This is a genomic window from Streptomyces sp. SAI-135 (genome assembly GCF_029893805.1).
Taxonomy (GTDB): Bacteria; Actinomycetota; Actinomycetes; order Streptomycetales; family Streptomycetaceae; genus Streptomyces.
Genome location: NZ_JARXYP010000002.1, coordinates 5,312,827 through 5,333,824, shown reverse-complemented (window position 1 = coordinate 5,333,824; position 20,998 = coordinate 5,312,827). Strand labels below are relative to the sequence as shown.

The following is a 20,998-nucleotide window of genomic DNA, read 5'->3' as shown; positions in this document are numbered from 1 at the left end:
GCTCCACACAACGTTCCCTGGGGGGCCCAAGCACATGTTCCGGCTGCTGATGTACCTGATCCCGCTGGCGCTGACGATCTACGCGTTCATCGACTGCCTCAACACTCCCGAGGACGAGGCGAAGCACCTTCCCAAGATCGCCTGGGTCTTCATCATCCTGCTGTTCTGGATCGTCGGCCCGATCGCCTGGCTCGCCGCGGGCAAGCTGCGCACCCCGCCGGCGAACGGCCGCACCCCCTCCGAGTGGCACCGCAACCACCGCATGGAGTACGTCGCCCCGGACGACAACCCCGAGTTCCTGAACTCCCTCAAGGCCGAGAACAAGAAGGACGAGGCCCTGCTGAAGGACTGGGAGGCGGACCTGCGCCGCCGCGAGGAGGAGCTGAAGCGCCGGGAGGCCGGCGAGGAGCCGAAGGGCGACTGACAAGCTGTACGCCGGCGGGGGCCCCGGAGCGGACATCGCGCCCCTGGGCGGAGGCGGACGGGGCCCGGACACTTACCTCGCATGACGACAGCTCCCGCCGACTCCACCGGCACCCTCGCTCCCGCATACGGTGACAAGGTCATCGCCGTCGAGGCGGCGGGCTCGGAACCCATCCCCGAGTCCGAACGGCACGGCGGCCCGCTCCAGTTGCTGTGGACCTGGGCCTCTCCCAACATCGAGTTCGCCACGGTCTTCATCGGGGTGATCGCGGTCCTCTTCTTCGGCCTGAGCTTCTGGCAGGCCACGGCCGCCATCGTGCTCGGCACCGCGCTCGGCGCGCTCACCCAGGGTGTGCTGTCCCTGGACGGGCCCCGGTTCGGGGTGCCGCAGATGGTGATCGGCCGCCTCTCCTTCGGGTACCGCGGCAACATCCTGCCCGCCGCGGCCAACGGCCTGGTGGCGGGCGTCGGCTGGTTCGCGGTGAACAGCGTCAGCGCGGCCTTCGCGCTCAACACCCTCACCGGCCTGCGGCCGCTGCCGTCCCTCCTCCTGGTGGTGGCCGCCGAGATCCTGATCGGCTTCATCGGCCACAACTTCGTCCACGTCTTCGAGAAGTACGCCTTCCCCGCCCTCGCGGTGATCTTCCTGCTGGCCGGGGTGTGGACCTTCAAGGACGCCGACCTCGGCGGGGGCGGCACGGGCGGCGGCATCGGCGGTTTCCTGCTCGCGTTCAGCGCGGCCTGGGGATACGCGGCGGGCTGGAACCCGTACGCCTCGGACTACTCGCGCTATCTCCCCCGTACCGCGAACCGGTTCAGGACGGTCCTCCACCCGGCGCTCGGCCTGTTCCTGTCGGTCACCGTGGTGGCGGTGATCGGCGCGGCCTCGGCGACCATCGCGGCCCCGGAGGACGCCACCCCGACGGCCGCCTTCACCGGTCATCTCCCCGGCTGGCTGGGTGACCTGGTCCTGCTCGCGATCATCCTGGGCGCGGTCTCGGCCAACGCCCTGAACGTGTACTCCGGCGCGATCTCGATCGCCTCCTTCGGCCTGAACCTGCCCGCCTGGCTGAGCCGGAGCGTGCTGGTCGTGGTGTCCGGGGTGGCGGGCACGGCGGCGGCCTGGGCCTCGCTCTCCGACGCGGGGGCGGCCTACGAGGCGTTCCTGCTGGTGATCGCGTACTGGGTGGCGCCGTGGCTGGGCGTGGTCCTGGTGGAGCGGTGGTTGCGGGCGCGGGTGCCCCAGGAGCAGTCGGCGGCCCGCCTGACCGACCGCTCCTTCACCAACCGGCCCGGCCTCGCGGCCCTGCTGGTGGGCGTGGCCGTGTCCGTCCCCCTCTTCTCCAACCAGGAGGACTACGTCGGCTACGTGCCCGAGCACTGGCCGTCGTTCGGGGACATCACCCCCGTGGTCGGCTTCACGGTGAGCGCGCTGCTGTACGCGGCACTGCGGAGGCGGTTCCCGGCGCGGTGACGGCTCTCAGCCGACCGTGATCGAGTCCAGCTTGGCCCTCAGGTACACATGGGAGTCGACCGGTTCGTACGCCACTCGCCCGACCGGCGCCGGGACGGACTCGACGGTCGTGCCGGGGGTGCACTCGCCGAAGTAGACGAGGGACATCAGCTCCTCGGCGGGCGCGTCGGCCGGCGGCGGCAGCACCCGGTGGCGTCCGGAGCGCCAGCGGTCGCCGGTCCAACGGGCCATCAGATCACCGATGTTGATGGTGAAGGCGTCCGGGTCGAAGGGGGCGTCCTCCCAGCCGCCCGCGTCCGTGAACACCTGGAGCCCGCCCTTGCCTGCCTGCCGGTCGAGGATGGTCACGGTGCCGAAGTCGGTGTGCGGGCCGATGCGGAACTGACCCGGCTGCGGTTCCCCGACGACCTCGGTGCCCGGGTACCAGTTGATGTTGAAGCCGTACGTCGGGTGGTCCATGTGCCGGGAGAAGAAGTCGGGTTCGAGGCCGAGCGCCTCGCCGAGGAGGGTCAGCAGCCGCTTCTCCAGCTCGGCCATGCGCGCCAGGTACTCCTCGCACAGCTCCCGCAGCTCGGGCACCTCGGCGGGCCAGACGTTCGGCGCGTACCACTGAGCGTTGACGACCGGGTCCGCGAAGGGTTCGTGGGTGGCGAAGGTCAGCGACTCCTTCAGGTCGGGCGGGGTCTCGGTGCCCTCCGCGTAGCCGTTGGCCTCGGCGCCGGGGCCGAGCCAGCCGCGGCCGCCGACCTTCGCCTCGTACGCCTGCTTCGTCGGCGCGGGCAGCCGGAAGAAGGTCCGCGCCGCCTCCCGGATGCCCGTGCGCAGGGCCGGGTCGACACCGTGTCCGGTGACCAGGAAGAACCCGGCGGTCTGGAGGGCCTCGTCGAGGGTGCGGGCGACGGCGGCGCGGGACTCGGGGTCCCCGGAGAGCCAGGGGCGCAGGTCGATGGTCGGAATGCGGGGCTGCGGGGTGTCAGTCACCGATGTCCTCGTTCCACAGTGCCGGGTTCTTCTCGATGAAGTCGGTCATCATCCGGACGCACTCGGGATCGTCGAGCAGCACGATCTCCACGCCGTGCCCGGCCAGCCAGTCGTGGCCGCCGTGGAAGGTGGCGGCCTCGCCGACCACCACACGTGAGATGCCGAACTGGCGGACCAGGCCCGAGCAGTACCAGCACGGCGAGAGCGTGGTCACCATGGTCGTGCCACGGTACGAGCGCTGCCGTCCCGCCGCCCGGAAGGCGGCCGTCTCCGCGTGCATGGAGGGGTCGTCGTCCTGGACGCGCCGGTTGTGGCCACGTCCGAGGAGGGTGCCGTCGGCGCCGTAGAGCGCGGCCCCGATGGGGATGCCGCCCTCGGCGAGCCCGGCGCGGGCCTCCTCGACGGCGGTGGCGAGCCACCGGTGTGCCTGTGCCTGATCCATGTCTCTCACTCTCCTGTGGCCGAAACACGAGGGCAACGTGCGGAAAGTACTCTCCCGGCAGCCCACAGCCGGACGAACTGTCGGGAGGCGCGCATGCCCGCACTCACCCTTCGCGAGATCCTCGCCCTCGATCCCGTGCGCGCCGCCGAGCCCGAACTGCTGGCCGGGCACACCGCCCTGGACCGCCCGGTCCGCTGGGTGCATTCCAGCGAGGTCTACGAGGGGGCGAACTTCCTGGACGGCGGTGAGCTGCTGCTCACCAACGGATTCGGGCTGACCGACCCCGACGAGGAGACCCGCCGCCGTTACGTCCGTGAGCTGGCCGCCCGGGGCGTCGCCGGGCTCGCCGTGGAGGTGGGACGCTCCCTGCCGGTCATGCCCGCCGAGGTGGTCGACGAGGCCCGCCGCCGTGGGCTGCCGCTGCTGGCGATGCACCGGGTCGTGCCCTTCGTGCGGATCACGGAGGCCGCCAACCGGGCGATCGTGGCCCGCGGGCTGTCGGGCCGTGCGGTGGTACGGCCGTGGGGCGAGGACCATACGGCGGCCCTGCTCGCCGACCTCGCCGACCGGGCGGCGCTGAACCAGCCGGAGGTGGAGGCGCGGGCGGCGCTCGCGGGTTTCCACCCCGGCCCCGGCGCCCGTCTGATCGGGGTGTCCCTGCACGGCACGCGGGACGTGAGCACGGTCGACCGCGCGGTACGGCCGCTGGGCGGGGCGGGGGTGCTGCGGGCGGGGTTCCCGGGGGACGTCCTGGCCCTGCTGTCCCTCCCCGCGGCACGCGCCGGTGACCCCGTGAAGGCGGTCCAGGAGGCCTTCCGCGCGACGGCGGCCCCCGGACTCACGGTCGCCGTGGGGCACGCCGTGGCCGAGGGCGACGGCTGGCTGCGCTGGAGCGACACGCTGCGGGCGGCCCGTACGACACGGGAACTGGCACTGACCGTCCCCTCGGCCGAACCGGCCGCCCCCGACGGCCCGTTGGTGACCTCCTCCCGGGCTCTGGCGCTGGAGCGCGAGCTGACCCGGGGCGGGCTGGACGCCAACCGGGACCGTCTGGCGGCCCTGGTCCAGCACACCCTGGGCCCTCTCCTGACCTGGGACGCGGCCCACCCGAGCGACCTGGTGCGCACCCTGGAGGTCCATCTGCGCAACGGCTGCTCCCCGACCCGCACGGCCGCGCTGCTCCACATAGGCCGCCAGTCGCTGTACCAACGCCTCGAGCGCATCGAGTCGTTGCTGGGCCTGGAGGTGGACGACCCGGACCTGCTGGGCGAGCTGCTGACGGCGACCTGCGCGTACCGGGTGGTGCGCAGGACGCACACGGTCGCGCGCGGCGGGCTGCGGACGGTGGCCTAGCGGAGGGTGACCCGGCTCGGGCCGTTGAAGGGCGCGTGACACGTCACCGTCGCGGGCGTCCGCAGCCCGTCCTCCTCCGCGAACACCTTCCGCACGGCCTCGACCGACACCTCCCCGCTCACCACGGGCGCCACCCGGTCGTACAACTCCCGGGCGCGCGGCGGCAACGGTGTCCCCGGCTCCCCCTCGTCCTCGCCCCACACATCCCACAGCAGCGTCTCCACCTTGTTGAGCGCGGCGAGGTCGAGCCGGATGTTCCCGGCCACGAAGCGCTCGCCGAACAACGGCCCCTCCGTCGGCGGGTGCAGCCCGAAGGTCTCCTGGTCCGCCCCCTCCTCCCGGATGGCCCGCCAGGCCTCGCCGGCGACGAGGAACCGGGACCGGGGGACGTCCATGGGGTCGAAGTCCACGGGCCAGTGCGCGGTGATCTCCGGGTCCGCCAGCTGCGCGTCCGCCAGCAGCCAGCCCCGATCCTCGTCCCAGTACTCGGTGACCACGTGGTCGCCGTGGAAGCCGGTCGGCCCGAAATAGTCGGCGAACCCGGACCTCAGCCGGGCCGGGATGCCGGCATGGCGCAGGAGCGAGACGTGCAGCAGCGTGAAGTCGCGGCAGACCCCGACGAACCGGTCGCCGGGCTGGCGCCGCACGGTCAGCGGGGCGTCGTTCCGGTCCACGACGATGCGCAGGATGTCGTCGAGGTAGCGGGACTCGGCGTCGTTGTGGAGCCGGTCGGTCGGATGGGTGTGTCCGAAGAGGTCCCCTTCCAGGCGGTGGATCATCACATTCCGTGCCACGCGGGCCAGTTGCGCCGGATCGGCCGGCAACCCGGCGAAGAGTGCGCCGAGTTCGCCCGGATCGGAGAACGTGCTCTGCTCGGCGTAGAAGGACCGGGGCACGAGGGGCCTCCCGAGGGACGTCATCGACCGCGCGTTCGATCACGGGTCGGTGCACCCCACCGTGTCAAAATTCCCCCCGAAATGTCCAGAAGGCGGCCGGCGCGCGCAGGTCGCTCCTGACCGCTCCCGTGCCGAGATTTTCGTAACCCAACGGACATCACGCGATCTAGTCCGAACCAACTCCCCCTCCTTACCCTGGGATTGATACACAGCGCGCATGGGGGGAATGCGGGTGCACAGACGGCTGCACGGGCGCGGGGCGCTGTTCGACACGGATCCGGCAGGGCTCGCACCACGGCTCGTGGGACTGCGGCCGCACCAGCACCGGACCACCCCGGTGGAGCATCCGCAGGAGCTCCCCTTCGTCGTGCTCACCGGCGCCCGCGGAACGGGCAAGAGCGCCCTGCTCGCCGAGCTGCGGGAGGCGTACCAGGGGCACACCCCGGTCGCCCTGGTCGACTGCGAGGCGGCCGAGTTCGCGGCGCCTCCCGCGGGCCGGGACGCCGAGGCCTGGTCGCCCGTGTCACAGGCGCTGCTGGTGATCGCCGAGCAGCTCGCGCAGCCGGTGACCGGCGCCGGGCGGATCGCCTTCCCCCGGCTGATGTCGGGCCTGGTCGCGGTCGCCGCGGCCGGGTGGCGGGACGCCGATTCCGAGCGCATCCGGCGCGAGGTCGAGCGGATCCTGCTGCTCAACGAGAGCGGGTCGTGGATCACCGGGTTCGCCGGGCGCTGGGCCGGGCGGGTCGCCGCCAACGTCGCCGCCGCCGCGACCGGCACCGGGCCCCTGCTGTCCTCCGCCATCGAGGCGACCCTGGAGTCCATCTCCGACAGCTTCGTGCACCGCCGGCAGCAACGCGCCGCCACCTGGTGGCGGGACTACCCCAACGCGAGCCGCAACGCCCGGCGCGGACTCATGCTGCTGTCCGGTCACTTCAGGGCCGGCGGCACCTCCCGCGAACACGCCGAACGCCATCTCGTCCGCGCCCTGCTCGCCGACCTCACCGACGCCTACACCGGCGTACTGCCCCGGATGCAGCGCCTGGGCCGCCCCCTCGTCCTCGTCGACAACGCGCAGTGCGCGCCCGGACCCGGCCTCACCGACCCCGTCCTGCGCGACCGCTCCGAGGGCCTCGCGGACCAGGTCGTCTTCATCACCGCGCTGCGCGGCACCGGACGCCCCGCCCTGCGCAACGCCGTACGGCACACCCTCCCCGAGGTCGCCCGGCGCACCGACTGGAGGCCCGACCCCGCCTCGCCCTCCTCGCGGGCGCTGCTGGTCTCCCTGCCGCCGCTGACCGCCGACGACACCCTGCACATCGTCGACGAGCACCAGGTGCCGCCCCGACTCCCGCACGCGGTGCACCGGTTGACCGGGGGCAACCCGCTGGGCATCACCCTGCTGACCGAGTCCGCCGCGCAGAACGGCACCGCTTCCCTCGGCGAACTGCTCACCGCGGACGTACAGCTGCACGAGGAGCGCGACGGCAGGCCGACCTACGTGGAGCTCCTGGACCGGCTCGTGCCCACCGACCGGCTGGAGGAACTGACGGTGCTGGCCGCCGCCCACGACCACGACTCCGCCACCGCGCTGGCCGAGGCCCTGCTGCCCGACGACTTCGGCCCCGCCGACGTACGGGCCCTCCAGACCCGGCTCGTCGAGGAGGGGCTGCCCGAGGTGCCGGGCCGGTTCGTCGGCGACCCCTTCGTGCGGACGCTGCTGCTGCTCCGGCTGCACCACCGCTCCGCCGACCACGGGCGCTGGCGCGCGGCCCACGAGACGCTGATCGCGCACTACGCGCCCACCGACCCCGACGAGCACCACGCCCGCTACCGCCTGCACCACGAACTCGCCCTCGGCAGCACGGAGTCGGCCGTCGCCCACCTGCGCGACACCTTCACCGTCCTGGACACCCGCACCTGGCTGCGCACCCTGCGCTTCGTCGCCTCGGCGCCCTACTTCCACGCACACGACGCCGAGGGCCATGACTTCGCCGCCCGCGACGACCGGCGTGCGGCGATCGCCCTCGGCCACACCGACGCCGCCGAGCGAGTGCCGGACGACGTGGACCCCGGGCTGCACCTGCGGACACGACGGCTGCTGCACGCCGTGTGGCAGCTCACCGACCCGCTCGCGCTGCCCGACCCGAAGGTCTGCGACCGGTTGCGCTTCGAGCTGGAGCAGCTGTCCAACCTGCGCCCCGCGGGCAACGCGCTGCTGTGGCGGGCCTCCCGGGACTGGCCCGAGGACGCGCTCGCGGGGCGCCCGCTGCGGGTCCCCGACGGCACGGACGAGAGCGACGACGGCGAGGGGGAGGCGTGATGGCCGGCCGAGGCATCGGAACACGGCTGCGGGAGGGCGTCTGGGAGATCCCCCTGCGCCGGTACGTCGCCCTGCTGCTCACCCTCGTGGTGCTGGGCGCCCTGGGCTTCGTGATCCGCTCCCTCGCCCACGACGACCGCTCCTGCGCGGCCGGGGTGGTCAGACCGGAGGGCAGCGACGAGTGCGTGGGCGTCTCGGCGACCGGCTACGACTGGGGCCGGGCCCCGCTGCGGCCGGTCGTACGGGCGATCGACCGCGAGAACCGGTCCGTCAAGGGTCCGTACGTCACGGTGGCGCTCCTCGAACCCTTCACCGCGACCGACGCCGACAACCTCGGGGACGTGCTGCACGAGCTCCAGGGCGCGTACCTCGCGCAGTACCAGGCCAACCACCTGTCCAACGGGACCGTCCCCGCGATCCGGCTGGTGCTCGCCAACCCCGGGGGCCACCGGCGCCCACTGGGAGCACACCGTCGACCAGCTGGAGGGCATGACCGAGGGGAAGGACAGGCTGCGGGCGGTCGCCGGGGTCGGGCTGAGCACCGCCGAGAACAAGCGGGCCGTCGCCGCGCTCACCGCCCGCGGCATCGCCGTGATCGGCACCTCCATCACCGCCGACAACCTCGCCAACGGCCAGAACGGCAAGGACCCCTTCCCCGGGCTCGCCCGGGTCGCCCCAACCAACACCGACGAGGCCCGTGCGCTCACCTCCTTCGCCAAGGTCGCGGCCGACAAGGCGGTCCTGGTCCACGACCAGAAGGCGGACGACCCGCAGAACGGCGACCCCTACTCGCTGACCCTCCAGCGCTCCTTCGAGAAGCTGCTCAAGGGATCGCCGTACGCGCCCTGGTCGTTCAACCCGCCCGACGACCGCAGCCAGGAGGGCTCCACCGCCAACGACTTCGAGCAGATCACCCACCTGGTCTGCGACACGGACGCCGGCACCGACACCATCCTGTTCGCCGGACGCCACACCCAGCTGCGCCAGTTCATCAACGCGCTCGGCGAACGCGGCTGCCAGAAACGGAAGTTCACCCTGCTCACCGGTGACGAGGCGTCCTACCTCACCGGCGACAAGGACCTGGACCGCGACGCCCTGAACCGCAACCTCACCGTCCGCTACACCGCCCTCGCCCACCCGGACGCCTGGATCCAGTCGCCGCCCGCGACCGGGGGTTCGGCCGCCGACGCACAGGTCCTCCAGGAGCTGGTGCGCGAGGGCCGGGGCGACAAGGTCGGCCCCATCGGCGACGTCGACCTGGAGGACGGCCAGCTGATCATCGCCTACGACGCGATGCGGCTGACGTACCAGGGCATCCGCTTCGCCAAGGGCTCCAAGGACCTCCCCACCCTCGAAGAGGTCCGCAACGAGTGGCGGCTCGTCAAGGGCACCCAGCAGCGCGTCAACGGCGCGAGCGGCTGGATCTGCCTCGACAACCACGGCAACCCGTACGACAAGGCCGTACCGATCGTGGAACTGACCCCGCAGGGCACGGCCCGCTTCGTGCGGATCGCCTGGCCGGAGGGGAAGCCGCCCGCGAAGGAGTGCCTGCCGCCCTCATAGGGCGGGGGTCACAGGGCGGGGGTCACAGGGCGGGGCCCAGGGTTTCCAGCAGGTGCTCGAACCGGGCGCGCCACGCGGGCTCGGTCTCGCCGGGGCCCTCGTACTCGTGGGTGAAGCGCAGGACGGCCCCGTCGTCCCCGTCCCGCTCCAGATGGAACCGGACCCGGCCGCCCCGCTCCAGGGTGTACTCGGCGACCCGGTCCACGTCCCACGCGGTGACCTGCCCCGCCCCGAGGCCCGGCAGCGCGACCGCGCCCCCGAGCCGGGGTTCGAGCACCTCCACCCCGGTCCACCAGGCGGCGAGCCCCTCCGCGGTGGCCACCGCCGGCCAGACCCTCTCCATGGAGGCCGGCAGCCGCACCAGGAAGTGCAGGATGCGGGTGCTGCCGTGGGTCTGGCTGCTGCCGTGTTCGACGGAACCGGTCATGACACCAGGGTCGCGCGGAGCCCGGCGTTCCGCACGTGGTCAGACGCCGGCGTACGAGTGCTTTCCGGAGACGAAGATGTTGACGCCGTAGTAGTTGAACAGCCAGCAGCCGAAGGCGAGCATCGCCAGGTAGGCGGCCTTGCGGCCCTTCCAGCCGGCCGTGGCGCGGGCGTGCAGGTAGCCGGCGTAGGCGACCCAGGTGATGAACGACCAGGTCTCCTTGGGGTCCCAGCCCCAGTAGCGGCCCCACGCGTCGCCCGCCCAGATCGCGCCCGCGATGATCGTGAACGTCCACAGCGGGAAGACGGCCGCGTTGACGCGGTAGGCGAACTTGTCGAGGCTCGCGGAGGCCGGCAGCCGGTCGAGGACGGAGTTCGCGAACCGGCCGGGGGTGCCGCCGGTCGCGATCTTGTTCTCGTAGCTGTCCTTGAAGAGGTACAGGATCGTGGCGACCGCGCCGACGTAGAACACCGCGCCGCAGAAGATCGCGGTGGAGACGTGGATGTACAGCCAGTACGAGTGAAGGGCGGGAACCAACTGGTCGCTGGCGGTGTACAAGACGGTGACGGCGAGACCGAGATCGAGGAGGACCGTGGTGACCAGGAACAGCCCGAGCCAGCGCACGTTCTTCTTCAGGGCCAGCAGCCCCAGGTACACGGCGACGGCCACCGTGGAGAAGGTGATGTTGAACTCGTACATGTTGCCCCAGGGCGCCCGCTCCACCGAGGCCGCGCGGGCGATCACCCCGCAGAGCTCGACGAGGAAGGCGAGCACCGTCAGGGAGATGGCGATACGCCCGTAGAGGTCGCCCTGCTCGTCCCCGCCGTGCGCCCCGGGCCCGTCGGGCACGTCACGCGCCCCCGCCGCCGAGCGCACCACGACCTGCGGCCGCTCCAGTACGGCGGTGCTGCCGCCCTGGTTCACGGTGACGGCGGGCGCCTTGGCCTTGCCCTTCGTGTCGGCGGTGAGCGCGGCGGCGGTGCGGCCGACCTTGCTGCGGCTGCCGAAGAGCCACTCCGCGATGTACGCGAAGAAGGCCAGCGTGTAGACGGCCATCGAGGAGTAGATCAGCGTGTTGCTGATGTTGGCGAGGTGCTCGTTGGTGGCGGTGGCCAACTCGGTTGCGGCGGCGAGAGTCACTTCTCAGCCCCTTCGGAGGGTGCTTCTTGGGGTTCGGGGGTGGATTGCTCGGTGGTCGGCGTTCGGTCGTACAGGACTCCTGCCAGCTCGCCCAGTTCCTCCGGGAGCTTCGCCGACTCGCTGCGGCCGAGGCCGGCCATCTCCACGACCGTCATGCCGTCGTCGCCGCGCACCGCCCGCACCCAGACCCGGCGGCGCTGGAGGAACAGGGACGCGGCCAGGCCGAAGATCGCGGTGAGGGCGCCGCCGAGGGCCCAGCCACTGGCGGGCTGCTGGACGACCTGGAAGTTCGCCCACTGCTTGGTGCCCTCGTAGGTGACCGAGCCGGCGCCGTTCGGGAGCTGCATGGTCTGGCCGGGCCTCAGGTTCTTCCTGAGCTCCTGGCCCTTGGCGTCCTTGAAGTCCTTCACATGGGACTTGTCGAGCTGGTACACGCTCTGCGGGATGCCCGAGTCGACCCCGAGGTCACCGTGGTACGGCGTGAGGTTGAGCACCGGGTTGAGCAGCGCGGGGAAGGTCGAGGCCGTCTCGCTGCCCTGGGTGTAGGTCGGCAGGAAGAAGGCCGAGATGCCCAGCTGCTCGCTGACACCCTTGGCGTTGCGGTAGCCGTCGAGGACCTTGATCACACCGGTGGAGGTGACGTTGGAGTCCAGCGGCAGCAGGGCGACCGCGTCGTGGAAGACGACGTTGCCCTTGCCGTCCCGCACGGTGATGAGGGGGGCGTAGCCGTGGGCGGTGAGATAGACCTTGGCGTCGCCGATCTCCAGCGGCTCGTTGACCTTGACGAGGGTCTTGTGGTCCTTGCCGTAGGCGCCCTCGCTGTAGGTGATGGCCGCCTGGTAGAGGCGCGGGGTGCCCTTGTTGGGGCCGGAGGTCTCGTAGGTGCCGGTGAACTTGTCCAGGGTGAAGCTGAGCGGCACCAGGTCGCCGGTGTCGAAGAGGTTCCCGGACTTGAAGTCGTCGTACTGGGTGAGGGTGTTGGAGAAACCGTCGCCCTCGACGACCAGCTTGTTGCCCTCGGACTTGAAGAGCTGGCCCCAGGCGAAGGCGGTCAGCATCACGATCAGCGCGATGTGGAAGGCGAGGTTGCCCACCTCGCGGAGGTAGCCCTTCTCAGCGGCGACGTTGTCCCCGGCGAGGTGGGCGCGGAAGCGCCGCTTCTTCAGCAGGGTGAGCGCGGCCTCGCGGACCTGCTCGGGCTCGGCCTCGGTGCGCCAGGTGGTGTAGGCGGGCAGCCGGGTCAGCCGCTTGGGGGCGCCCGGCGGGCGGCTGCGCAGCTGCCCGACGAACTGCCAGGTGCGGGGCACGATGCAGCCGATGAGGGAGACGAACAGCAGGATGTAGATCGCCGAGAACCACACCGAGCTGTAGACGTGGAAGAGGCCGAGCTTGTCGTAGACGTCCCCGAGGGTGGGGTTCTTCTTGACGAAGTCGGCGACCTTGGTGGCGTCGGTCCCGGTCTGCGGGATGAGCGAGCCGGGGATCGCACCGAGCGCCACCAGCAGGAGCAGCAGCAGCGCGACCCGCATGGAGGTCAGCTGGCGCCAGAACCAGCGGGCCCAGCCGATCACCCCCAGCGACGGCAGGTTCGGCGTGGACTCGGCGGGCGCGGTGGACAGCTGGGAGCCGGCGGCGCCGAGGTCCTGGTCGCCGACGGAGGCGTCGGGGGTGTCGGGTGCGGTCTTGCTCATGGATCAGATCCCCACAGTGAAGCCGGCGGACCAGGACTGGACGTCCTGCACGAGGCGGTCCCACGCGCCGGTCAGCAGCAGCAGCCCGGTCACGATCATCATGGTGCCGCCGATGCGCATGACCCAGACGTAGTGGCGCTTGACCCAGCCGAAGGCGCCGAGCGCCTTGCGGAAGGCGACCGCGGCGAGCACGAAGGGCACCCCGAGGCCGAGGCAGTAGGCGACGGTCAGTATGGCACCGCGGCCCGCGCTGCCCTGCTGGGAGGACAGGGCGATCACCGAGGCGAGGGTCGGGCCGATGCAGGGGGTCCAGCCGATGCCGAACAGCGCGCCGAGCAGCGGGGCGCCGAGCAGGCCCATGGTGGGCTTGTTGTGGAAGCGGAACTCCCGCTGGGTCATCCAGGGCATCAGGCCCATGAAGAAGACGCCCATGAGGATCATGAGCACGCCCAGCACCTTGGACAGCACGCCCTGGTTCTCCTGGAGCGTCTGGCCGAAGTAGCCGAACAGCGCCCCGCTGGAGACGAACACCGCGGTGAAGCCGAGCACGAACAGCGAGGCGCCCGCGACCATCCGGCCGCGCCGGGCCTCGGCCAGATCGGTGCCGGTGACGCCGGTCACGTACGACAGATAGCCGGGGACCAGCGGCAGGACGCACGGGGAGAAGAAGGAGACGAGGCCGCCGAGGACCGCGATGGGCAGGGCGAGGAGCAGGGCGCCGTTCAGGACGGTGCCGTTGTAGCCCGTCTCGGCGGCGAGCGTGGCGACTGCGCTCACGTCACTTCTCCGCGAGGACCGGGTCGATCATCTTGCGGAGCTTGCCCTCGCTGAGCGCGGCCAGGGAGCGGGCGGCGATCTTCCCGTCCCGGTCTATGACGAGCGTGGAGGGCACGGCCTGCGGGTTGAGGGTGCCCTTGGAGAAGCGCAGCATCAGCTTGCCCGTCGGGTCGTACAGGCTGGGGAAGGTGATGCCCATGTCCTTCTCGAAGGCGCGGGCGTTCTGGACGCTGGTGTCGCGGGTGTTGACGCCGACGAACTGCACGCCCTTGCCCTTGAGCTGCTGGTAGACCGCTTCCAGGTTGGGTGCCTCGGCCCGGCACGGGGCGCACCAGGAGCCCCACATGTTCAGGACGACGACCTTGCCCTTGTAGTCGGCGACGTCGAGCTGTCCGCCGTCGACGGTCTTGCCGGACAGGTCGGGGACGGCGCCCCGGTCTCCCTGCTCGGCCGTCGAGATGCCGTCCGCGCCCATGACGAAGTTGGTGTCGCCGCCTCCGCCCGAGGTGCCGCCCGAACTGCACGCGGACAGGGTCAGCGCCGCGACTGCGGCACCCGCGGTGAGCAGGGCGGTGCGGACTCGGGAGCGGCTACGGCTGGCGGCACTCATGTGAAAAGTTTCGCATGCCCGTTCCGGGGATCTTGAGCACCCCCCTTGCGGGCGGAAACCCGCATTTCAGGCAGCGTTCGAGGAGGGTGTCGAGGGCGCCTTGAGGAACGTGTTCCAGCCACCCGCGGGCTCCTGGCCGACGTCGAGCGTGCGCAGCTTGGCGAGCACCTCCGGCTTCTGCACGTCCATCCAGTCGACGAACTGCCGGAAGGAGACCATGCGCACGTCGGCGCCCTTCTCCTTCTCCCGCGCGATGTGCTTGAAGGCCTGCTCGACGGCGTCCATGTAGATGCCGCCGTTCCAGTGCTCGAAGTGGTTGCCCACGAAGAAGGGGGCTCGGTTGGTCTCGTAGGCCCGCTGGAAGCCGGCGATGTAGGCCCCGGCGGACTGCTCACGCCAGGCCGGGTAGTTGTGGGCGGGCGCGTTGGTCGAGTTGATCGACTGGTTGGCGAGCATGTTGTAGTCCATGGACAGGACCTCGAAGCCGTGGCCGGGGAAGGGTATCTGCTGAAGCGGCAGGTCCCATATGCCGTTCTTCTTTTCGGGCCAGACCTGGCGGCCGCCGGGCGAGGAGGCGTCGTAGCGCCAGCCGAGCTCACGGGCGGTCGGCAGCAGGTTGTCCTGGCCGAGGAGGCAGGGGGTGCGGCCGCCGACGAGTTCCCTGTCGTAGTCGAAGGGCAGCGCGGGCAGGTCGGTCCAGCCGGTGTTGGTGCGCCACTCCTTGACGAAAGCTTTCGCCTGCTCGATCTCGCTCTTCCACTGCTGGGGCGTCCAGTTGCCGACGGTGCCGTAGCCGGAGCAGAAGTGACCGTTGAAGTGGGTGCCGATCTCGTGCCCCTCCAGCCAGGCCCGACGGATGTTCGTCAGGGTCGCCTTGACGTGCTCGTCGGTGAGGTAACCGATGTCGGAGGCGCCGCGGGGGTTGTTCGGGGGGTCGTAGAGCCGCTTCTTCGACTCGGGCAGCAGATACAGCCCGGAGAGGAAGAAGGTCATGTGCGCGTCGTGCTTCCTGGCGAGGTCGAGGAAGCGGGGGAAGAGGCCGTTGCCGACCTCGCCGGCGCCGTCCCAGGAGAAGACGACGAACTGCGGCGGGGTCTGACCGGGCTCCAGCGGCACCGGCTTGCCGGGCTGGTGGGGCTGCTTGCCGGTGAAGGAGGTGGAGCCGTCACCGATGGGGCGGGCGGTGGGGGTCGGCTTCTTGCCGGGCGTGGAGCCGGCCCCGTGGGTCACCCCGTCCGACCCGTCCGATCCGGTGAGGGTGCCGCACCCCGAGAGTCCGACGGCGGCCGCGGCGCCCGCGCCGAGCCCGAGTGCTCCCCTTCGGCTGACAGTGCGCATGTATCCCCGATTCGTCACGTTCTCTGGTGGTCACCCAGTCAGAGGACGTGAGGAGGGGGAAGGTTCCGGCGATATTTGCGGATTCGGTAACAGGAACGCGCCCCTCAAGGGGCGCGGGGAACTGCGCGACCAGCCACAACGGACCCGCAGCTCCCCACGGCCTTCTTGCTCGGTCTCCCGCGGAGCGCTACGCCCCGAACGCTTTGCTCTTGCCCTTGACCGGCTTGGCCCCGGCACGGAGATGCACCGGCACGAGATCGATCGCGGGCTCGCTGTACCCCACGGACACGATCCGGTCCCCCTGGTACGTGAAGGACGTGAGAGAGGCCAGCGTGCACTGCCGCTTGCGCGGGTCGTGCCACAGCCGCCGCTTCTCGACGTAGGACCGCACGATCCAGATCGGCAGCTGATGGCTCACCAGCACGGCCTCGTGCCCCCGCGCCCGGTCCCGCGCCGCGTCCAGCGCGCCCTTCATCCGGACGACCTGGTCGATGTACGGCTCGCCCCAGGACGGCTTGAAGGGGTTGACGAGGTGCTTCCAGTTCTCCGGGTTCTTCAGCGCGCCGTCACCGACGCCGAAGGTCTTGCCCTGAAAGACGTTCTCCGCCTCGATGAGCCGCTCGTCGGTCGCGAGGTCGAGGCCGTGCGCCTTGGCGATCGGCGTGGCGGTCTCCTGCGCCCGCTCCAGCGGGGAGGCGCAGACGTAGGTGACGTCCCGGGCGGCGAGGTGCTCGGCGACCCGGTCGGCCATCTGCCGGCCGAGCTCGGAGAGGTGGTAGCCCGCGAGACGGCCGTAGAGGACGCCGTCGGGGTTGGCGACCTCACCGTGCCGCATGAGGTGGACGACGGTGATGTCGCTGTTGCTGGGGGTGCTCATGCTGCCGTGGCCTCCGCCGCCGCTCGGGCCGCCGCCGGAAGGGCGTCGGCGATGCGCTGAACCGCCTGCTCGTCGTGGGCCGTGGAGACGAACCACGACTCGAAGGAGGACGGCGGCAGGTAGATGCCGTTCTCCAGGAGGGAGTGGAAGAACGCGGTGAACCGGAAGGACTCCTGCGCCTTGGCGTCCTCGTAGTCGCGCACCGGGCGGTCGGTGAAGAACACCGAGAACATGTTGGAGGCGTTCTGCACGGTGTGCGCGACGCCCTCCTTGCCGAGCGCCTCGGTCACCAGCGACTGGATCTGCGCGGAGACGGCGTCGACCTTGGTGTAGGCGGCGTCGTCGAGCAGCCGCAGCTGGGCGAGGCCGGCGGCGGTGGCGACGGGGTTACCGGAGAGGGTGCCGGCCTGGTAGACGGGCCCGGCGGGGGCGAGGTGGGCCATGACGTCGGCACGGCCACCGAAGGCGGCGGCCGGGAACCCGCCGCCCATGACCTTCCCGAAGGTCATGAGGTCGGGGCGGACCCCGTCGATGCCGTACCAGCCGGCGCGGCTGGTACGGAACCCGGTCATGACCTCGTCGGAGATGTACAGGGCGCCGTTCTGCGCGCAGGCGTCCTTGAGTCCCTGGTTGAAACCGGGCAGCGGCGGCACGACCCCCATGTTGCCGGGCGAGGCCTCGGTGATCACACAGGCGATCTCGCCGGGGTGGCGGTGGAACGCCTCGTGGACGGCTTCGAGGTCGTTGTACGGCAGCACGATCGTGTCGCCCGCCTGGGCACCGGTGACGCCGGGGGTGTCGGGCAGCGCGAAGGTGGCGACGCCCGAACCGGCGGAGGCGAGCAGCGAGTCGACATGGCCGTGGTAGCAGCCGGCGAACTTGATGACCTTGGTGCGCCGGGTGAAGCCGCGGGCCAGCCGGATCGCGGACATGGTGGCCTCGGTCCCGCTGGAGACGAGCCGCACCTGGTCGACCGGCTCGATCCGGGCGACGATCTCCTCGGCGAGCGCGACCTCTCCCTCGCCGGGGGTGCCGAAGGAGGTGCCCTTCGCCACCGCCTCCTGGACCGCGGCGATGACCTCGGGATGCGCGTGCCCGAGGATCATGGGGCCCCAGGAGCAGACGAGGTCGACGTACTCCCGCCCGTCGGCGTCGGTCAGGTAGGGCCCGGTGCCGGACACCATGAAGCGGGGGGTGCCGCCCACGGCACGGAAGGCACGGACCGGGGAGTTCACGCCGCCGGGCGTGACGGCGGACGCGCGGTCGAACAGGGCCTGCGAGACAGGCGCCTCGTATGAATAGGGCAATTCACTCATATCCTGCGACTACTCCGACCTTCTCCGGTTTGTTCGGCTTTCTCGGACTCCGTTGCCGGTGACTACCTCAGGGTAGGCCAGCCCTCGAAACCCCCCGGCGCTCCACGATCTGCGAAACTGGATGCAGATACACACAGCTCACGGAGACGATGGCACGGAGCCGTCTGTTCAGGGGCTGCGAAGATCCTGCGGACAGGTGTTTCAACGCACGTTTCGGCGAGCGGCCGTGGGGGAGGTCACTGACACGATGATCGGGTTGCGCGGCGGGGGCCACGCGTCCTAGAAAAGCAGTCGGGTGGAGATATGCATCGCGGTGGCGGACTGGGCGAGGGGACTGACGACCTGGGTCCTCGACGTGCCCGGCGGGGAAGGCACCGGCGCGAGGCGGAGGAAGCGACCGAGACACGTCAGGGACGCGGTGCTCCTGGCACCCCGGATGAGTCGGAACGCGACGAACGACGTATCGAACGTCGGATCGATCCGTTGAGGGCGGGAAGCAGGAATGGTGGTCGGGTGGGGGTGACGTACAAGTACTTCGGCGCGCCCGACGGCGCGACCGCGGCCCGGGTGCCGATCTCGATGCGCCCCGAGGAACTCGGCGGCGACGAGCTCGGCATGAACGGCATGTTCACCAAGATCAAGCCGGAGACCATGGCGGCCATGGTCCTCACCGGCATCGAGGGCGTCCCGCTGCACAAGGTCCCCCCGCTCGAACTGGTCGTCCTGCACCCCGACTACGCGGTGGTCAAGCTCCCCATGACGGTCGTGGACCCGCTGCGCGGCATAGGCGAGGAAGCGGTCGGCGCGGCGGCGTTCATCTGGTCGACGGTCCCGGACCGGGGCGGCCCCCGGGACGCGTTCAACGTCTACCAGCTGCTGCACGAGTGGCAGGACTTCAGCCACCGGTTGCACGAGGCGGGGCATCAGCCGTACTGCCTGGTGTGGCCGTGAGGTGAGACTTTCCGCGAGTTGGGCGAGGTCTTCGGGCCTCGCCCTTTCGGCGTCGGCAGCAGCCCGGACGTCGGCACCTGCGCGGTCCCCAGCGGCGCTCTAACACTGGTCTCAGGTCGGCCGGGGACAATGAGCCGCAAAAACATCGACGGGGAGGGGGCGGGCCGGCGTGCGGATCATGATCGCGGATGATGAAGCGGCCATCCGGGATTCGCTGGAGCGGGTGCTCCAGGTCGAGGGGTACGACACCAGCACCGTCGCCAACGGTCTCGCCGTGCTCGACGGGGTCGGTGGGGCCGGCGGTGACACGCTGGATCTGCTGATCCTCGACGTGATGATGCCCCGCCTCGGCGGGCTGGAGACGTGCCGGCGGTTGCGGGCCGCGGGCCGGGATCTGCCGGTGCTGATGCTGACCGCCCGCGACCAGGTCTCCGACCGGGTCGCGGGGCTGGACGCGGGCGCCGACGACTACCTGCCCAAGCCGTTCGCCACCGAGGAGTTGCTGGCCCGGGTGCGGGCCCTGCTGCGCCGGCGCGCGCCGGCCGACGAGGAGTCGCAGATCCTGTCGTTCGCCGACGTCCGGCTCGATCCCGACAGGTTCGAGGCGTGGCGGGGCGGGCGGTCGCTGCACCTGACCCGGACCGAGTTCTCCCTCCTGGAGGTCCTCGTGCGCAACGCGACCCGGGTCGTGACCCGCGACGCGCTGTTCGAGGCGATCTGGGGCTGGGGCATGAGCTCCACCGCCAACAACCTCCAGGTGTACGTGAGTTACCTGCGCCGCAAGATGGAGGCCGAGGGCGAGCCGCGGTTGATCTACACGCTGCGCGGCCTGGGTTACACGCTGCGGGAGACTCCCCCGTGAGCAGCCGCGCCGGCCGGGAACCGCGCCGGCTGACCCGATGGTGGCGCCGGCGGTCCCTGCGGACCAGGCTGACGGTGATCGCGGCGACGGCCATCGCGGTCAGCGTGTTCGTGGCCTTCCAGGTGGCCAGCGAACTACTGGGCCGGGAGCTGCAGGACAGCGCCAAGGATCAGCTGCGCGCCGATTCCCGCGTCCTGGCGACGGACGCGCAGCGCGCAGGTCCGGCTCAGGTCCGGCTTCCGCCGTATCCCGGATCCGGTCGGCTGGTGCGGGTCATCCTGCCCGACGGCTCGGTCCGGACGCCCGCCGGCCAACCCTCGCTCCCCCCGGTCAGCGAGCAGGCCGAGCGCGTGGCGCAGGGCGCGTCGGCCGACCTGATGGAGTCGAACGACAGCGACGAGGACGGCTACCTCGTCTACACGCTGCGGGCGGGCGACGGCGCGGTCCAGGTGGCCCAGGTCGCCGACGACAGCCCGATCAACCAGTTCGGGTTCGGCATGCTCCTGATCGGGCTGCTCTGCGTGGTCGGCGGCGCCCTTGTCGGGCGGACCGTGGCGCGGACCGGGCTGGCCCCGATCGACCGGCTGACCGCCGCCGCGGTACGTGTCGCGGACACCCGGGACCTCGACGCCGACATTCCGGACGAGGGCGGTGGGGAGATCCGGCGGCTGATCCGGTCGATCAACGACATGCTCGCCGCGCTCCGCGACTCCCGGCGGGCCCAGCGGCTACTCGCCGAGGACGCCGCCCACGAGCTCAAGACCCCGCTCACCAGCCTGCGCCTCAACGCCGAGCTGCTGATCCGGCTCGATCGGCGCGGCACCCTGGACAGCGCACTGCCGGCGGAGAGCCGGACCCGGCTGCTCAACGATCTCGGCGCCCAGGTGGCCGAGTTGAGCACCCTCGTCGCCGAGCTGACCGACCTGGCGCGCGGTGACGTCAGCGACGAGAGCACCGAGGTGCTCGACCTCGCCGACGTGGTGGTGGCCGCCGCGGCCCGGGCGCGTTCCCGCGTGCCCGACATCGAGATCGCGCTCGACGTGACCTCCGTGTGGGTGAGCGGGCGTCCCGCCGCGCTCGAGCGGGCGGTGCTCAACCTCATCGACAACGCGGGCAAGTGGTCCCCCGGGGACCAGCCGGTCCAGGTCCGGCTCCGGGCCGAGGGCACGTCGGCGGTGCTCGAGGTCGACGACGCCGGGCCGGGCATCGACGCCGCCGACGTACCGCGGGTGTTCGACCGGTTCTACCGCGCCGACAGCGCCCGGGCGTTGCCGGGATCCGGTCTGGGGCTGTCGATCGTGCAGCGGGTCGTCGACGCCCACGGCGGCCGGGCCGGCGTCGCCCGCTCCGCACGCGGTGGCGCGCTGCTCCGGATCGATCTCCCGGCCGCGCCTCCGCCCACCCCGATCGCCGGGCTCACCGCCGGGGAGGACACCCTGGGGTGCTGACCCGTCCCGGGCGGCGCGGCGCAGAACAAGGGACGGCGGCCTCGGGCACGGCCCCGCCCGGCTCACCGCCGGGGAGGACACTCCCGCACGCTGACCCGTCCCGGCGGCG

18 protein-coding genes and 1 pseudogene are annotated in these 20,998 nt (G+C 71.4%); 8 read left to right on the top strand and 11 right to left on the bottom strand.

The genetic code is table 11. From position 1 onward, the window contains the following. The first annotated feature begins 34 nt into the window (after nt 1–34). Nucleotides 35–424: a PLD nuclease N-terminal domain-containing protein gene (locus tag M2163_RS28715; protein ID WP_280849981.1), complete on the top strand. Its 390-nt coding sequence runs from the start codon at nt 35–37 to the stop codon at nt 422–424. Between the two features lie 81 nt (nt 425–505). Next, on the top strand, nt 506–1,897 hold the full coding sequence (locus tag M2163_RS28710; RefSeq protein ID WP_280895429.1) for a cytosine permease: 1,392 nt from the start codon (nt 506–508) through the stop codon (nt 1,895–1,897). A 6-nt stretch (nt 1,898–1,903) separates the two neighbouring features. Here the strand turns inward: M2163_RS28710 and M2163_RS28705 are convergent, their stop codons facing one another. Together M2163_RS28705 and M2163_RS28700 are read right to left on the bottom strand one after the other, a co-directional pair. Continuing rightward, nucleotides 1,904–2,878 (bottom strand): 2-oxoglutarate and iron-dependent oxygenase domain-containing protein, encoded by a 975-nt coding sequence (locus M2163_RS28705; RefSeq protein WP_280849983.1) that lies wholly within the window; start codon nt 2,876–2,878, stop codon nt 1,904–1,906. Then, a complete protein-coding gene (locus M2163_RS28700; RefSeq protein WP_280895428.1) occupies nt 2,871–3,320 on the bottom strand; it encodes a nucleoside deaminase in 450 nt (149 codons plus the stop codon). The genes M2163_RS28705 and M2163_RS28700 overlap by 8 nt, the downstream gene beginning before the upstream one ends. Nucleotides 3,321–3,413: 93 nt before the next feature. Between M2163_RS28700 and M2163_RS28695 the strand changes: the two genes are divergently transcribed. Then, complete coding sequence (locus tag M2163_RS28695; RefSeq protein ID WP_280849985.1) at nt 3,414–4,673, top strand: PucR family transcriptional regulator; 1,260 nt, start codon at nt 3,414–3,416, stop codon at nt 4,671–4,673. On the opposite strand, the gene M2163_RS28690 is transcribed toward M2163_RS28695, so the two are convergent. Next, nucleotides 4,670–5,593, bottom strand: coding sequence for a transglutaminase-like domain-containing protein (locus M2163_RS28690; protein WP_280895427.1), 924 nt, complete (start codon nt 5,591–5,593; stop codon nt 4,670–4,672). The two genes, M2163_RS28695 and M2163_RS28690, sit on opposite strands and share 4 nt — an antisense overlap. A 202-nt stretch (nt 5,594–5,795) precedes the next feature. Between M2163_RS28690 and M2163_RS28685 the strand changes: the two genes are divergently transcribed. Both M2163_RS28685 and M2163_RS28680 read left to right on the top strand, forming a co-directional pair. After that, nucleotides 5,796–7,889, top strand: coding sequence for a hypothetical protein (locus M2163_RS28685; RefSeq protein WP_280897331.1), 2,094 nt, complete (start codon nt 5,796–5,798; stop codon nt 7,887–7,889). Continuing rightward, nucleotides 7,889–9,452 (top strand): annotated as a pseudogene (locus M2163_RS28680) (hypothetical protein). Before M2163_RS28685 ends, M2163_RS28680 begins: the two are co-directional and overlap by 1 nt. Before the next feature lie 22 nt (nt 9,453–9,474). Here the strand turns inward: M2163_RS28680 and M2163_RS28675 are convergent. The 8 genes from M2163_RS28675 to hemL all read right to left on the bottom strand — a co-directional run bounded on the left by M2163_RS28675 (nt 9,475) and on the right by hemL (nt 17,628). After that, entirely contained in the window at nt 9,475–9,879 is a 405-nt protein-coding gene (locus M2163_RS28675; RefSeq protein WP_280849988.1) for a hypothetical protein, read from the bottom strand. A gap of 39 nt (nt 9,880–9,918) precedes the next feature. Then, nucleotides 9,919–11,019 (bottom strand): c-type cytochrome biogenesis protein CcsB, encoded by a 1,101-nt coding sequence (ccsB, locus tag M2163_RS28670; RefSeq protein ID WP_280849989.1) that lies wholly within the window; start codon nt 11,017–11,019, stop codon nt 9,919–9,921. Next, the gene (locus M2163_RS28665; RefSeq protein ID WP_280895426.1) at nt 11,016–12,710 is read right to left on the bottom strand and encodes a cytochrome c biogenesis protein ResB; all 1,695 of its coding nucleotides are present in this window, start codon (nt 12,708–12,710) and stop codon (nt 11,016–11,018) included. Before M2163_RS28665 ends, ccsB begins: the two co-directional genes overlap by 4 nt. Nucleotides 12,711–12,713: 3 nt before the next feature. Continuing rightward, the gene (locus M2163_RS28660) at nt 12,714–13,487 is read right to left on the bottom strand and encodes a cytochrome c biogenesis protein CcdA (protein ID WP_280849991.1); all 774 of its coding nucleotides are present in this window, start codon (nt 13,485–13,487) and stop codon (nt 12,714–12,716) included. Between the two features lies 1 nt (nt 13,488). Next, on the bottom strand, nt 13,489–14,097 hold the full coding sequence (locus M2163_RS28655) for a TlpA disulfide reductase family protein (RefSeq protein ID WP_280849992.1): 609 nt from the start codon (nt 14,095–14,097) through the stop codon (nt 13,489–13,491). Between the two features lie 66 nt (nt 14,098–14,163). Beyond that, nucleotides 14,164–15,435, bottom strand: a complete 1,272-nt coding sequence (locus tag M2163_RS28650) for a hypothetical protein (protein ID WP_280895425.1) — start codon at nt 15,433–15,435, stop codon at nt 14,164–14,166. Between the two features lie 187 nt (nt 15,436–15,622). Then, entirely contained in the window at nt 15,623–16,312 is a 690-nt protein-coding gene (locus M2163_RS28645) for a histidine phosphatase family protein (RefSeq protein WP_280895424.1), read from the bottom strand. Further along, on the bottom strand, nt 16,309–17,628 hold the full coding sequence (hemL, locus tag M2163_RS28640) for a glutamate-1-semialdehyde 2,1-aminomutase (protein WP_280849995.1): 1,320 nt from the start codon (nt 17,626–17,628) through the stop codon (nt 16,309–16,311). The genes M2163_RS28645 and hemL overlap by 4 nt, the downstream gene beginning before the upstream one ends. Before the next feature lie 303 nt (nt 17,629–17,931). Between hemL and M2163_RS28635 the strand changes: the two genes are divergently transcribed. The 3 genes from M2163_RS28635 (at nt 17,932) to M2163_RS28625 (ending at nt 20,889) form a co-directional block, all read left to right on the top strand. Then, complete coding sequence (locus M2163_RS28635; RefSeq protein ID WP_280849996.1) at nt 17,932–18,579, top strand: hypothetical protein; 648 nt, start codon at nt 17,932–17,934, stop codon at nt 18,577–18,579. Nucleotides 18,580–18,748: 169 nt separating this feature from the next. Next, entirely contained in the window at nt 18,749–19,441 is a 693-nt protein-coding gene (locus M2163_RS28630) for a response regulator transcription factor (RefSeq protein ID WP_280895423.1), read from the top strand. Beyond that, entirely contained in the window at nt 19,438–20,889 is a 1,452-nt protein-coding gene (locus tag M2163_RS28625; protein ID WP_280895422.1) for an ATP-binding protein, read from the top strand. Before M2163_RS28630 ends, M2163_RS28625 begins: the two co-directional genes overlap by 4 nt. The last annotated feature ends 109 nt before the right edge of the window (nt 20,890–20,998 follow it).